The sequence below is a fragment of the Levilactobacillus spicheri DSM 15429 genome, from assembly GCF_001435095.1.
Taxonomy (GTDB): Bacteria; Bacillota; Bacilli; order Lactobacillales; family Lactobacillaceae; genus Levilactobacillus; species Levilactobacillus spicheri.
Window position 1 is genome coordinate 36167 of the sequence record NZ_AZFC01000026.1, and the last position, 13846, is coordinate 50012.

Sequence of the window (13846 nt, forward strand, 5' to 3'; positions counted from 1 at the left end):
GTCACTTATAATTGACATCTTTAGAATACCGAACTGTGCAATAGAAGTCAACTATATATGACACAACTAACCATGGGCCGGCTCCCCGACGGCAGTTTTGATCAAATTTATTTTCAGATTTGCCGGTTATCCCCGAATTTACCCCCGTTTTATTGACTTATTCATAATTGCGTAAAGGTTCCGTCGTGAGTTTGTACAGGAATCGTAAAGTCGCCCAAATCGGCCGGCACTTCCCTTAGAATAAAACAAGTGCTTCACTTGTCGAAGCCTGGTTGTCGCGCGACCAACCGTTGAAGACCCATACCAGAGAGGAATTGATGAACCCGTGTTAACCCGTCAGAAACGCCGCCTGGGTGCTACCCTGGCTACCGCCCTCGTTTTATGCCCCCTCATGACGCCCCTGACCCAAGCGAAGGCCAGCACCGTCGATACGCTGATTGCCCCGCACCAGGCCAAGTACGGCTACTACGTCGACCACTACAAGGAGAACCGCAAGGAAAACGACCAACCAACCACGAACCCGGGGCTGGGCCTGCTGTCGAACTTCTTTCAACTCTGGTCGCCCACGGGAGAAAAGCGCAATCCCGCCATCCTGAACCAAAGCATGAACATCGTGGCCAAGGCCACCCAGAACCGGACCAAGGCCGAGGTCGAACGCTCCTTCTTCACCGACCAACGAACCCTACCGTACGGCATGCTCTCCGGCTTGGGACCTTACGAGAAGGCCTTCAAGCACAACGCTAATAGCCAGACCTGGTACCCCAAGATGCCGACCAAGCCGATCCCCGGCGACACGCCGTGGAGTACCGCGCAATGGGGCGATCCCCAATCCAAGCTGGGCCCCGTGGTCGACCTGATCAGCCAGGTACGTCAAGGCCCCTACTGTGACACCGGGGTCGTCAAGCAGATCTTCAAGTACGTCCGGCCCTACCGCCAAAGTCCTAACACGGTCAAACCGAACCCTTACTTAGTGAACGTGATGGCGACCGCGCCGCAAAACGACTACGACTTCCCGAGTGGTCACGGAACGGCGGCCTTCGAGGTCGGGTCGGCCCTGGCCTACGCCTTCCCCGAACGGTACCAACAATTAATGACCCGTTCCTCGGAAATGGGCTACGACCGGTTACTGGCCGGCCGGCACACGCCGCTGGCCGTCATGGGCAGTCGGATGATTGGGTCCGCGGTGGCCGCCAGTGTCTTGAACGACCCGGCTAACCGCGCCCTGAAGCAACGGGCTTACCAGAACGCCCACTCCAAGTACCTGCAAAAGAGCTCGTTGGTCGACCACCACGACGACTTTGCCAACTACCAGAAGAACCAAAAGGACTACCGTTACCGAATGACCTACGGCTTGCCACAAATCGGCAAGAAGGGCCAAGCCATGCGGGTACCCAAGGGTGCCGAAGTCCTCTTAGAAACGCGGTTACCGTACCTGAGCGCCAAGCAACGGCGCGTCGTCTTGGCCACGACCGGCTTTGACTCCGGGTACCCCGTGATGGACGACGCCGAGGGTTGGGGCCGCTTAGACCTCTTCTCCGCCGCCAACGGTTACGGCAAGCTGCTCGAGAAGACGACCGTGAAGATGAACGCGGCCAAGGGCGGCTTCAACGCCCGCGACACTTGGCGCAACGCCATCTCCGGCCGCGGTCAGTTGGTCAAGACCGGCTCCGGGGCCCTCACGCTGGCCGGAAAGAACCGCTTCACCGGCGGTATCGCCCTCAAGGGGGGTCAGCTGACCTTAGCCGCACCGCAAGCCGCCGGAACCGGTAAGTTGGCCGTGCAGGCCGGCACGGTCCGGACCACGACGCCAATCAAGTTGGCTCACGGGTTCCAACAAGCCAAGCGCGGCACGCTGGCCTTAAAGGTCACGAAGGCCACGGCCGTGAAGATCCACGGGCGCGCCCAACTGGCCGGTACCCTGAAGCTGAGCGGCGTCAAGGGCGTCAAGAACCACCAGAAGCTCATCACCTTTACCAAGCACCAAGGCACCTTCGCCCACGTGAAGGGTCTGCCGAAGGGCTGGCACGTCAAGTACCACCAACACAGCCTCGAACTGGTCCACTAATCACCCAACAGGGTCCCGGCAGCGGGGCCCTGTTTTTGCATAAGCGGATGACAGTCTGGACTGAGTCGACAGAAACACAAAAATCGCGCCAGAAACCGATAAGGGTTTTGGTGCGATTTTTTCAACCATTTAGCCATCACTTGAACAGGTAGACCTTACTCTCATACGGGCGTAAAGTTTGGCCTTGATCGTCATCGTAGTTACTGATCAACAACTCGTTCGCCGTAGCCTGTTGGTAGTCCCGCTGAACGGTCTGATCCGTAAAGTTCGTCATCACTAATAACGTCTGGCCTTGATAATGCCGGCGGAAGGTAAAGACTTCATCGTCATCTGGGTCGACTTCTTCATAGGTTCCGTAACGAATGACCGCCGTCTCATGCCGTAACTTAATCAATTTTTGGTAGTAGTAAAAGACAGAACTTTGGTCGGCCAACGCCGCTTTAGCATTGATTTGCGTGTAGTTAGGATTCAAGTCAAACCATGGCGTCCCAGCGGTAAAACCAGCATTGGGCGTTGCATCCCACTGCATCGGTGTCCGCGCGTTGTCCCGCGACATATGGGCCAGATACTTCAACATGGTCGGCCCATCAACCAACTTCTTCTGTTCGACCAATTCATGATAGAAGTTAATTGATTCGAGGTCCTCGTACTGGCTCAACTTGGTGTAATGCACGTTCGTCATCCCCAGCTCTTCACCTTCGTACACGTACGGCGTCCCTTGCAACATGTGTAACGTGGTACCCAGTGCCTTCGCCGAACGAACGCGGAACTCTGGCCGGTCATCGCCAAAGCGAGAAACGGCTCGTGGTTGGTCATGATTGTTCCAATAAAGACTGTTCCATCCCTTGCCATCCAGCGCTTTTTGCCACCGTCCCAAGGCTTGCTTGAGGTCCGTTAGCTTAACGGGTTGGTCATTCCACTTGGCCAGCCGTTTATCCGGATTAGGACTTAAGGTCACGTGTTGGAACTGGAAAACCATATTCAATTCGTGACTGTTCAATCCCGTGTATTGAATCGCATCTTCCGGTGTGGAACTTGGCATTTCCCCAACCGTCATGACATCATAATGGGATAAGACTTGATCGTTCATTTCATGTAAATAATCGTTTAGCTTAGGGCCATCAGCGACCATCTTTTCGACCGTCGCGTAGTTGGCGGGCGCCGGCGCATCGGGTAATCCGGCAGGCTTTGAGATCAAATTGATAACGTCCATCCGGAACCCGTTGACTCCCTTATCCAACCAAAAACGCATGATATCCCAAACAGCATTCCGGACATCGGGATTTTCCCAATTAAGATCGGGCTGACCAGGCGCAAACAGGTGCAAATAGTACTGTCCCCGTGCCGGGACAAACGTCCAGGCGGACCCGCCAAAGGCCGCTCCCCAGTTATTCGGCTCGTGGCCATCGACAGGGTCCCGCCAAATGTAATAGTCTGCGTAGGGGTTGTCTTTAGACGACTTACTTTCCTGGAACCAAGCATTTTGATCAGACGTATGGTTCACCACCAGGTCCATCAAAAGCTTCATCCCGTGTCGATGGGTCTCCGCCAATAACTGATCGAAATCGGCCATGGTCCCGTATTGTGGGTTAATCGCCTTATAATCGGCAATATCATACCCATTATCCTTCAACGGTGACCGATAGATCGGGTTCAACCACAGAACATCCACTCCCAACTTTTGCAGGTAATCCAGCCGTTGGGTGATACCCGCTAAATCACCGATTCCGTCACCATTACTGTCTTGAAAACTTTGTGGATAAATTTGATAAACAACAGAATCCTGAAACCACTTTGAACGAGCCAATTATATAACCTCCCAAAAAATCAACGATTCATCTAACTCAGGCTTTGGCCTGACCATCAAACTTCGAGTGAATCAACCGGACACTCAGGGCCGCTAAGACCAGCGAACCACCACCGACTAAGAACATCGCTGGCATGGAGTGACCAACCCACGGGAAAATCCAGAAACTGGCAATTGAGGCACAAATTTGGGGTAGGCAGATACTGCAGTTGAACAATCCGAGATAAGACCCTTCATTTTGCCCGTCCAGTGCTTCCGTCAGCAACGTAAACGGCTGGGTGTTCATGGTCAAGTAAGTAATGCCAATCAAGATAAACGGAATAATCAGCAACCACTTGTTGTGAACGAAGAAGATGGAAATAAAGCCAACGGCACCCGCTAACAACCCAATCTGATACCACAACTTACGATGGCTGGGTTTGGTATGTGCTTGGACCAATAATCCCCAAAGGACAGCGGCAATGGATTGAATGCAGGTCAGCACCCCATACCAATTACCAGCCGCTTGATACCCCGCCGAAGCAGAATTACTGGTATTCCAAACGTTCAACGAGATGGCACCCGTTGCGTAGGTCCAGGAATACAGAATAGCGAACCAGGTAAAGAATTGAACAACGGAGATTTCCCAGAAAACCTTGGGCGCCGTCTTTAATAACTCCCACAGACTAGGTTGCTTAACCTTCTTAGTCGTGTCCAGGTTGTGGTAATCGGCGTAAGTATCGGGATCATACTCATGAACTTTGATAATCGTGATAATCGACGTTAAGAGCAATACAATCGCCGCTAAGTAAAAGGCAATCTTCACGGTCATCGGAACTTCACCCTTCGGTGCCACGTTGGCGATTCCAAACGCCGCTAAAACGAACGGAACCATCGTCGCCACGACACCCCCGAGGTTGGAGAAAGATTGTTGCCATGACCAGGCCAAGTCCTTCTGGTCTTCGTTCACCATGTCCCCGATCACCATCTTGAACGGTTGCATGCAAACGTTCGACGTCAGATCCATAAACAGCGTTGCAATAGCGGCAAACCAAAGGGCAGCCGCTGAGCCGTAACCGAATCCAAAGGACCCCGCATTCGGCAAAAGAATCAAGACAATGGCGGCAGCCGGTGCCCCAATCAACAAGTAGGGCATTCGCCGACCAAAGCGATTCCAAGTCTTATCGGAATACTTCCCAATCAATGGCTGAATCACCATCCCAGCTAACGGCGGCAAAATGAAGAAGAATCCAAGCTTATTAGGGTCCGTCCCAATCGTTTGAAAAATCCGTCCAAGCTGTGATTGTTGCAGAGAAAATGCCATGTTAACGCCGAAGAAACCAAAAGTCATCGCAAAAATCGTACTTAATCGTAATGATGGCAAATGGTGCTTTGCTTTTGGTTCTTCGGGTGTCGCAACAGCATCCGTTTGAGCGATGCTACTAGCCTTCATAATGTTCCCTCCCAAGGTTTCATAAATAACGATCGATTTGTAAGCGCTTACTACATTGGTTATCCTATCACGTAGCACAAACGTTTGCAATAGCTTAGATACAGCAACCCAAACGTTTGTGTAAATCATCAACAGGCTCTTATTTTCGTCCCACTTACGCGCTCAAGGCTCCCCGCTTGGAACCCATTCATCATAAAAAAATGATGGTTTTCAAAAATGGCCACAAAAAAACCTCCAAGAATTTAAGACCGAACAGTCTTATTTTCTGGAGGAATTTAACGTTGATCAGGGAATCCGCTTCATGACACTATCGCGCTCAATCACTTGAATGGGCGTGTAGGTCTGTACTGTGGGCGTGTCTTTCGCCAACAGATGCTGAACCCCTGCGACGCCCATATCGTAAAAGCTTTGGGTCAAACTGGTTATCTGCGGTTGTACAATATCACAAAGTTCCGTGCCATCAATGCTCATCACCGACAAATCACTCGGAACCGTCAAACCCAGCATGCGGGCTTGATTCATGACCCCAATTGCCGCCATGTCACTGCCGGCTAAGACCGCTGAGACTTCCGGCTGTCGGCCATAGGACTGCATCGCCGCCTGTCCAGCGGCATAGCTGTAGTCCCCCGGATGAATCCAGTGGGGGCTGGAGGCCACTCCTGCTTCCCGCAACGCCTGCTGATAACCCGCTACCCGGAGCTTGCCGGTAATTGACGTCTGAGTATCTACAGCTGCTAGTCCAATTTGCCGGTGCCCCTGTGCTAATAGGTACTTAGTCGCCTGATAGCCTACTTGCCAATCGTCTGAGGTAATAAACGGCGACTGCGGCCCTTGAAAAGAAATTGATAGAAAACAATAGGGAATTTGTGTGGACTGTAATAGCGTCAAATTTTCTGGGTCCAATTCTAGTGATAACAGCAAGATCCCGCGTACAGACCGCTCAATCACCGTGTTTAAAGCCCGACGTTGTTGCTCAGAGTTCGTATCCCCTGCATATAGCATAATGACATTCAACCCGGCAGGGAACGCGGTCTCCTGAATGCCCTCGATAATATGATTCGCAAAATTGGTTTTAGTTGTGTTCACGATAACGGCTAAATCATGGCTTTGCCGGGTCACTAGTTCCGCCGCAGCCGTATTCTTACGATACCCCAATTCTTGGGCCACCGAACGGACCTTCCGCGCGGTCTTGGCGCTAAAAAATTCCGCCTTATTCGCTAGAACTCGCGAGACCGTCCCTGGTGAAACGCCCGCAGCCTTGGCAATATCCTTGATTGTCACACTCAATCTCGTCACCTTCCTTGATTTTGCGGGTGGTTATCTTTATTCTACCGTTTTAAAGGCGTTACTGACAATGCATTTCCACGCCTGCATTAAATCGTCGCTTTTCTCACGACATCCCCGGTAAGCGGAGCGAAAACTTTACGCCGCGGCACCGAGCGCTTAAAATAGAGAGGTCGAAACTCGTGAGGGACCCCACCATCGGGTCACCCACCACCGTCTCAGAAAGGAGTCGCTAACCATGCCCGAAGTTTCCGCCGATTCGCTTCAGTTCATCCCGGAGCAAGCGCTCAAGACCTCGCAAACCATTTTTAAGCTTCTCAGCAACGCCACGCGGATGCAGCTGCTCTACCTCTTAGAGCAACGTGAGCTCAACGTGGGGGACCTCAGCCAGCTGCTGGGCGTCGAACAGTCCGTGGTCTCCCACCAATTAGCCCTCCTCAAAAAGGATCAGCTGGTCGCCGTGCGCCGGGTCGGCAAGCAAAGCTACTACCGCCTCGACGATCCCCACATCCTGGATATCGTCAACGAAGGGCTCGCCCATGCCAACCACGTGATGCGCGGGGAACGCCATCACGATTGAACCGCAACCTAAAAATCGCTAATCGCCATAGCTGGCCGGTTAGCGATTTTTTAAAATGTTTTGAAGATTCAAACCTAGGTATCTTGAAGAATTTAGCTTCTGGCCGAACACAGTCATTGACCCAATTATTAGTGATGATAAGCTTTGGTAATCAGAATGATTCCTCCAGCAATCACGTACACTCCGACCATTAAAAAGATAATGACCTCAAGGGCTGTTCCAAAGACATTACTGGGTGCCAGGATATCTAGCATCACGACGACCCCTACAAGCGTTGAAAATAGTTAAACCATTTCGGAAATCCTTCGTATTTTTGTTGTGCTTTCATAAGTACAATCATCCCCCACAATCTCTTTAGTTCTCAATCTTCTGATTATCCCTGTTAGACAATCTAAGCCCTATTTTTCATTATGCACCAGATCAGGTCTCCTCTGAAACATTTAATTATGTACTATTTAATGGTATCTCTAGATGACAGAAAAAAGCTACCTAACGTAAATAACTAGGTAGCTTTTGTAATGGCTAAATTTCAGACAATAGATTAGCCAAGTCTTGTTTTCGGGAATTCAGTTCTTGTTGTCTTTCAGCTATTAATTGGTGGGCTTCTTCATAGTCCTTGTAATATGTTATGTAACCCTCTGCCACTTTAGCGAGAGTTACTCTCGCCTGTTCCAAGTCTTCCTTAGCCCGTTTATACGCGTCGCTATCTTTCTGGTCATTAAGTCCGTCAAGCCGAACTTCTTTTTCTCGTAATTGCTCTTCATACCAGGTCATGTCTCCAAAATAATTTTGTTGATATTTAATCAGTTCTTCCAAAGCCTCATTTGCCTTCTGAAGATTCATCTCAGCGTCAGCAATTTTATCCTTGGCCCACCGAATTAAAATCTTTTTAGTCTTCTGATCGACCGGTTTTGAACCTGAGGGTGCGGTGACTAATTGTTGCCCATTATTAGGATGAGAAGTCGGCTTCTCCACCTCTGGAGCCACAGGATTTGTAACGACTGGTTTCTGCGGTAGTTTATATTTATGTACCGTTGTTCGCGAAACATACCCCTTTTTCGTAACTTTAAATTTAAACGTCGCTTTTTTCAAGTTTTTACGGACTTTAATCGTAAAGGCCCCCTTAGATGTGGCCTCCCCCTGACCCAAGATTCGATTTTTCGTCGTCAGAACCACGACTTTCGCACCTTTTGTCGTTTTCCCTTGAACCTTCTTCGCTGTAACCCGAACTTGAGTAACTCGAGCAACTTGTTTTTTCTTAGCATGACCATGCACTGCCGGACTTCCAACAACTCCCACAATCATTCCTATTGCGACAGCCATTAGAATTTTGTAACGTGATTCCATCTCTATTTCCCCCAAATACCATTTATTTAATTTAAACTACCCCTTGGTCGCCAAGCCCTTCAACTTCTGCTGCAATCCCTTAATCGTCTGAACCAGCTGGTTACGTTGTTGTTGCAGGGACTGGAGCCGCTTGGCGCTGTCGCCATCCCGGCGAATACGGGCGACCAGCTCGACTTCCAGCCAGTGAACCTCGTCGCGGGCGTCCAGGGCCGCCACGGTGGTCTGGCCATCGAAGGCCGCGGCCCGGCGCTTGGCACTTGCCAGGTCCTCCCGTACGTCCGTGAGTTCGGCCGCCACGATCTGCCGGTGCGCCCGTTCCTGGGTCAACTGCTGTTCCGTCGTGGCCAGCTGCCCCTTGAGGGTGGCCACCCGGCGTTGGGCCCAAGTGATCCAGGCCGTCGAGGTGTTGCCAGTCGGGGCCGGACTCGCCACCGGCGTCGACGTTGTGGTCGTCCCCGTCGTCGGGCTCGCGACCATCGTCGGGTGCCCGGTCCCGGTCGTGGCACTACTCCCCGTTACCGTTGGTTTTGCCGGCTGGGACGTCCAGTGGTAGCCCGCCGTGCGTGGCAGGTAGCCCTTCTTGGTCACCTTCAGCTTGAAGGGCACCCGTTGGACACTTCGGTGGACCCGCACCTTGAACCGTCCTTGCTGGTTCGCCTTAGCGTGTCCCAGGACCCGGTTGGCGTGGGTCAGCACCGTCACCCGGGCGCCCTTCGTCGTCCGGCCCTGGACCATCGTCGCCGTGACCCGCACCTGACTGAGCGGCTTCACCTGACGCTGCTTGGCATTCGCCGTTCCCGCCGACCCCATGAGACCGATGGTGACCCCCGCTGCGACGATCAGTAATGCCCGTTGATATTCCTGCATAATGTCCTCCCCGAAAGCTAATCTCTGTTACGGGAAAAGCATATCACCCAGATCGATTGTGCACCATTTATCGGCCCCAGAATCGCTTCGCCCAGTCTCACCAGTTATAAGCCTATTAATACAGAGCCCCCGGTGCTTCACCCCGTCAGCTGAGCGCTTCCATTCGCGTGACAATTGGTCTAAACCGGTTAGACCAGTTTCGCAATTCCGCCGTGATCAGCGGCCCCCACCGCAAAGGCTGCCACTTCCGGACATGGTCCCAACCCTTGGCGCCCAAGGGTTGCCCCCATCACGGCGGCCCAACGCAGTTTTAATAATTATTTTGATGAAAGCTGACGTCTCCGCCCACACGTGAAACGGGCCACGAACGCGTAATCGTCCGTGACCCGTTTCAAATCATGCTAAGTCTTCCGGCCCACGCAACGCATTGCGGTAGAGCCACTGACAGAAAGTCTCGGTGGCGTCGGGCTTGCGGTAGAAGTTGGCCGCCGACCACTGGTACTCGGCCAGCTGATCCGGCGTCAGCAACAAGAGGCCCGCGCCGCGCTTCAACAGGAGTTGGTTGGCCACCAACCAGGCCGTGGCGGTGTTGCCGTCCCGGTACAACTGGTGACGCAAGATGTAGGCCAACGCGTGCACCGCCCGGTCGGTGTAGTCCGTGTGCTGTAAGCGCAGATCGACCAGGTCACGCTGAACCTGGTCGGCCTGGGGCACCGGCCACTGGACCGATTGCTGGCCGACGTCGGCCAACGGGAGGGTCCGCAGCTCCCCGCCGTTGAGGCCAATCCCCTCGGTCGCGAGGTCGTTGATGTGGCCGAACGTCAGGAGGTCGAACCCCTGGGGTGAGCTGGTGATGAAGGCCACGGCAGTCCGCAGGTTCAGGAGCTGTTGGGTGACCCGGGACGTCAGCGTCGCGTTGACCAGGCGCCCTGTCAGGAGTCGATTGACCTGGTTAAAGTCCGGGGTCGCCCCCTCCAGCTGGGCCAGCATGGCCACCAAGGGCACCTGGTTGCGGATGACCAGCTGGCGTTGGGCCAACGGGCTTAAGTGGTACCGACTGTGGGGGTAGCGCGCTTGTTCATCCATCTTTACATTTCTCCTCTCGGTGAACGCACGTCCTTTCCAAGTCCACACAACGGTGGGACTCATTGAAAAAGAGAGGGGGCGCTCAATAGGGACAAAACGGGGACGTGGCAACCGTCACGTCCCCGTCCCCTAAGCATCACATATCCATGCCCATCTTTTCGTACGAGCTCATGCCCGCCAGATGGAGGTCCTTGACGTCGATGCCGCGTTCGGCCGCGACGGCGTTCATCAGGGTGTCCATGTCCATTAATTGATACTTTTTATTCGGTTCCTGGGGATCGTAGGCCTGAATCTGGGCCATCATCCCGCCATCCTCGTGCTCAATGATGTGGCAGTGGTACATGAAGATGCCCGGCTTATCGAACCAGACCTTCAAGCGGACCGTTTCACCCGGATTGACCCCGACGGTATCCTTGAAGCCGTGTTCGTTCGGGTACGGCGCGTGGCCGTTCCGCGACACGACCAGGAATTGCGTCCCATGCATGTGGTACGGGTGGACCATGCCGCCATCCATGTCATTGGTGTTGGTGACGTCCCAGAGTTCTACGTTGCCCACCTGCTGCTTCGCGTCGATCCGTTGCATGGCGAACTTCTTGCCATCGATCATGACCTGTTCGTCCATCCCCGACATGACGACCTTGCGTACCGGCATGCCCGGCGTCACGGCTGGGTCCGGAATATCGACCAGGTGGTCCGGCAACTGCACGTCCTCACGCTGGTAATCGTGGATGCGGAAACGCACGATGGGCACATCGTCGCTGTACAGCGTGACGGTCTCACCGGGCTGAACGCTACCGAAATCGACGATAATCTCCGCCCGTTCGGCACAGGTCAGCATCAGGTGCGTGAAGCGCACGGGTTCGGGCAGGACCCCGCCATCGGACGCTACCTGGGTAAATGGCAGGTCATGGCTAAAGTGTAGCCGCCATTCGCGCCGGTTGGCCCCGTCTAAGATCCGCAAGCGAATCCGTTGGGTGGTCACGTCGAAGTACGGATTGATGGTCCCGTTGATCATCGGCGTGGGCCCCTGGACCCCATCGGGATCGTAGTCGGCGTTGTAGTCCCACTGGTTGTCGTCATGGAAACGCCGGTCCTGTAAGACCAACGGAATGTCGTCGACCCCGTAGTTGCGTGGGAACGGCAACTTGGCCTCCGTCTGGTCGGTGACCAGCACCATGCCGGCCAGGCCGTGCCAGACCTGTTCGGCCGTGGAAGGACACGGGTGGGCGTGCAGCCACAGCGTTGCGGCCGGTTGGTCGACCGTAAAGTCGATGTGCCGGGTCTCTCCCGGGTAAACGGGTGCATGGCAGCCACCATCGGTGTACGGCCCCGGAACGTTTAACCCGTGCCAGTGGAAGGTGGTCAGCTCGGGCAGGCTGTTCTTCAGGTCGATGTGCATCCGCTTGCCCTTCGCGAAGACCAGGGTCTGCCCCAGTAGCGTGGTGTTGTAGCCCCAGGTCTGCGTCTTCTTGCCCGGCAACAGCTGGGTCTCGCCGGCCTGCGCCTCGACCGTGTAGTAGGTGTCGGTGGCGGTCTCCTTGTCCGGCTTCAGCAGGGGCGGGATTCGCAGCGGTTGTTGTGGCGTCTGGGGTTCCTCGAGCGGAACGTAGCCACCATCGTGCGTGTTGAACGCGGGCTCGTCAAAGAAATAATCAGTGTAAGTTGGTTTTGTCATGCGTATGAGACTCCCCTTCTACAAACTAAATGATTTCGATTCCATCTCCATCATACCGCAGTTTATTGGTCGGGGCACGTCCCGAAAAAAGTCGTCATTAATTGCCTTGTGAAACCGCCTCGTCACCACGCAAAAAGCTCACCGGTCGCCCCGTTACTGAACGGGAGACCGGTGAGCGCTGTTATTTTTGGATAAAACGGGGGTGCTTAGAAGAACCGCCGTCCGGCTGCGAGGGCCAACATACTGGTCAACAAGCCCAGTCCGGCCACGCGCGCCCAGGAACGGGCTTCGTTGGTTTGAGGCAATTTACCGGTGTGATTGCGCCGGTTGGACTGCGAAATAGCTTGCGCACGTCCAGCGGGTTGACTCGCCTTGGCCGTCGTATTGGTCTTGGTGTCATCCGTAGGCGTCTGCTTATCGTTAGTAGCTGCCTCTTGGCCAGACTCTTCACCAGTCTCTTCACCAGTCTCTTCTCCATCCGTTCCGTTTTCATCGACATCCGGATCTGGCTTAGGTTCCGGGTTCGGTGTCGGTTTTGGATCCGGCGTTGGTTCTGGATTTGGTGTCGGCTCCGGATTTGGTGTCGGCTCTGGGTTCGGCGTTGGTTCCGGTTCTGGTTCCGGATTTGGTGTCGGCTCTGGATCCGGTTCGTCAATATCGGTTCCATTGTTGTTTCCACTTCCGGACCCTGTATTTTTACCCGTGGTAGATACCTTACCATTGGCGACTTCTTTGTTTGAGCCGCCCGAGGTGCCACCACCCCAGGTCATCTCGGCTTCGTTTCGGAAAACGTACCCATCATGAATAACGGATGGATCATCAATCGTTGTGTAATAATCAATCGCAATCATACTATCGATTGTGCCGTTGAATGCCATGTCAAACCCTTTATCGGTGTAGGTCACGGTGTATTTCTGACCTTCCGTTAACGTTTCGTCTCGCTTGTAACTATTCTGCCCCGTCCAGTGAGCCGTTGAGACCGTCACGTCTTTGATCATGGTCTGATTATCACCGATGATATCCGTGACCTTGACGTTCTCCATCGTCAATGCTTGGCGGTTGACCAAGACCGTCCACTTAACGGTATTATCATCTTGCAGGGTCCCCTTTTTGGAAAGGTTCGCCTCATTGGGGATGATATTAATTTCATCGTCGTGGTTATTGGGAAAGTTCACGTCCTGCTCACCATACTCATCGCCGTTATACTTGGTGGCCAGGTTCAATTCAAGGTTCTTGTTGCTCATGCCCTCAGCCTTATCGTTAAGGGTCACTTCGACAGTTTGCCCCCCCTTGGACACCTGTGCTGTGCCAATAACCGTTTTACCATCAGGGGTGTAGATGTTAAACGTATCCGTCTTAGCGGATTTTAAGTTATCTGGTAATGGAATCGTAATCACATCACCGCTATGTAAAGGTGTGTCCCCGAATTCTAAAACATAATTGACATCAATGGTATCTCCCGGCTTAAAGTCTGGGCCGTTGGTCACTTTGGCCGACGTCACGTATGAGCTACCGTCGATCGATGCCGCCTGAGCAGTCAACGTTCGTTGTCCGACGAACATTACCACGAGTGCACCAACCATCAGGATCAGCCATTTTAATACTTGACGATTTTTCTTCATAATGGTCTCCTCCTTAAACAACTTTCACACTTGAGTATACGCGCCATTTCGCCGTGATACCACCTGTTCTCGGGATTTGAC

Annotated in this window: 10 protein-coding genes; 2 read left to right on the plus strand and 8 right to left on the minus strand. The window is 53.5% G+C overall.

All coding sequences use genetic code 11. The features are described from left to right. Positions 1–325 precede the first annotated feature (325 nt). Positions 326–2065: a phosphatase PAP2 family protein gene (locus tag FD37_RS07940; protein ID WP_056964653.1), complete on the plus strand. Its 1740-nt coding sequence runs from the start codon at positions 326–328 to the stop codon at positions 2063–2065. Positions 2066–2201: 136 nt separating this feature from the next. On the opposite strand, the gene FD37_RS07945 is transcribed toward FD37_RS07940, so the two are convergent. From FD37_RS07945 to FD37_RS07955, 3 genes are all read right to left on the minus strand, one after another. Continuing rightward, on the minus strand, positions 2202–3872 hold the full coding sequence (locus tag FD37_RS07945; protein WP_056964655.1) for a glycoside hydrolase family 13 protein: 1671 nt from the start codon (positions 3870–3872) through the stop codon (positions 2202–2204). A gap of 37 nt (positions 3873–3909) precedes the next feature. Continuing rightward, entirely contained in the window at positions 3910–5304 is a 1395-nt protein-coding gene (locus FD37_RS07950) for an SLC45 family MFS transporter (protein WP_082078037.1), read from the minus strand. A 285-nt stretch (positions 5305–5589) separates the two neighbouring features. Next, positions 5590–6591: a LacI family DNA-binding transcriptional regulator gene (locus FD37_RS07955; protein WP_045807383.1), complete on the minus strand. Its 1002-nt coding sequence runs from the start codon at positions 6589–6591 to the stop codon at positions 5590–5592. 235 nt (positions 6592–6826) lie between these two features. Here FD37_RS07955 and FD37_RS07960 point away from each other — a divergent pair, with 235 nt between their 5' ends. Beyond that, positions 6827–7168 (plus strand): ArsR/SmtB family transcription factor, encoded by a 342-nt coding sequence (locus FD37_RS07960; protein WP_045807382.1) that lies wholly within the window; start codon positions 6827–6829, stop codon positions 7166–7168. Between the two features lie 522 nt (positions 7169–7690). On the opposite strand, the gene FD37_RS07965 is transcribed toward FD37_RS07960, so the two are convergent. The 5 genes from FD37_RS07965 to FD37_RS13035 form a co-directional block, all read right to left on the minus strand. Then, a complete protein-coding gene (locus FD37_RS07965; RefSeq protein WP_056964657.1) occupies positions 7691–8515 on the minus strand; it encodes an Ig-like domain-containing protein in 825 nt (274 codons plus the stop codon). A 36-nt stretch (positions 8516–8551) separates the two neighbouring features. After that, a complete protein-coding gene (locus tag FD37_RS07970; protein WP_056964659.1) occupies positions 8552–9382 on the minus strand; it encodes an Ig-like domain-containing protein in 831 nt (276 codons plus the stop codon). Between the two features lie 396 nt (positions 9383–9778). Beyond that, positions 9779–10468: a Fic family protein gene (locus FD37_RS07975; RefSeq protein ID WP_056964661.1), complete on the minus strand. Its 690-nt coding sequence runs from the start codon at positions 10466–10468 to the stop codon at positions 9779–9781. Between the two features lie 136 nt (positions 10469–10604). Then, positions 10605–12143 (minus strand): multicopper oxidase family protein, encoded by a 1539-nt coding sequence (locus FD37_RS07980; RefSeq protein ID WP_056964663.1) that lies wholly within the window; start codon positions 12141–12143, stop codon positions 10605–10607. 206 nt (positions 12144–12349) lie between these two features. Next, positions 12350–13765, minus strand: a complete 1416-nt coding sequence (locus FD37_RS13035) for a collagen binding domain-containing protein (protein WP_056964665.1) — start codon at positions 13763–13765, stop codon at positions 12350–12352. Between the last annotated feature and the right edge of the window lie 81 nt (positions 13766–13846).

What these genes read in the sequence shown, in the direction of transcription:
- FD37_RS07950 (WP_082078037.1), bottom strand. Translation starts at nt 5,304, where the DNA reads ATGAAGGCTAGTAGCATCGCTCAAACGGATGCTGTTGCGACACCCGAA.
- FD37_RS07960 (WP_045807382.1), top strand. Translation starts at nt 6,827, where the DNA reads ATGCCCGAAGTTTCCGCCGATTCGCTTCAGTTCATCCCGGAGCAAGCG.
- FD37_RS07965 (WP_056964657.1), bottom strand. Translation starts at nt 8,515, where the DNA reads ATGGAATCACGTTACAAAATTCTAATGGCTGTCGCAATAGGAATGATT.
- FD37_RS07970 (WP_056964659.1), bottom strand. Translation starts at nt 9,382, where the DNA reads ATGCAGGAATATCAACGGGCATTACTGATCGTCGCAGCGGGGGTCACC.
- FD37_RS07975 (WP_056964661.1), bottom strand. Translation starts at nt 10,468, where the DNA reads ATGGATGAACAAGCGCGCTACCCCCACAGTCGGTACCACTTAAGCCCG.
- FD37_RS07980 (WP_056964663.1), bottom strand. Translation starts at nt 12,143, where the DNA reads ATGACAAAACCAACTTACACTGATTATTTCTTTGACGAGCCCGCGTTC.
- FD37_RS13035 (WP_056964665.1), bottom strand. Translation starts at nt 13,765, where the DNA reads ATGAAGAAAAATCGTCAAGTATTAAAATGGCTGATCCTGATGGTTGGT.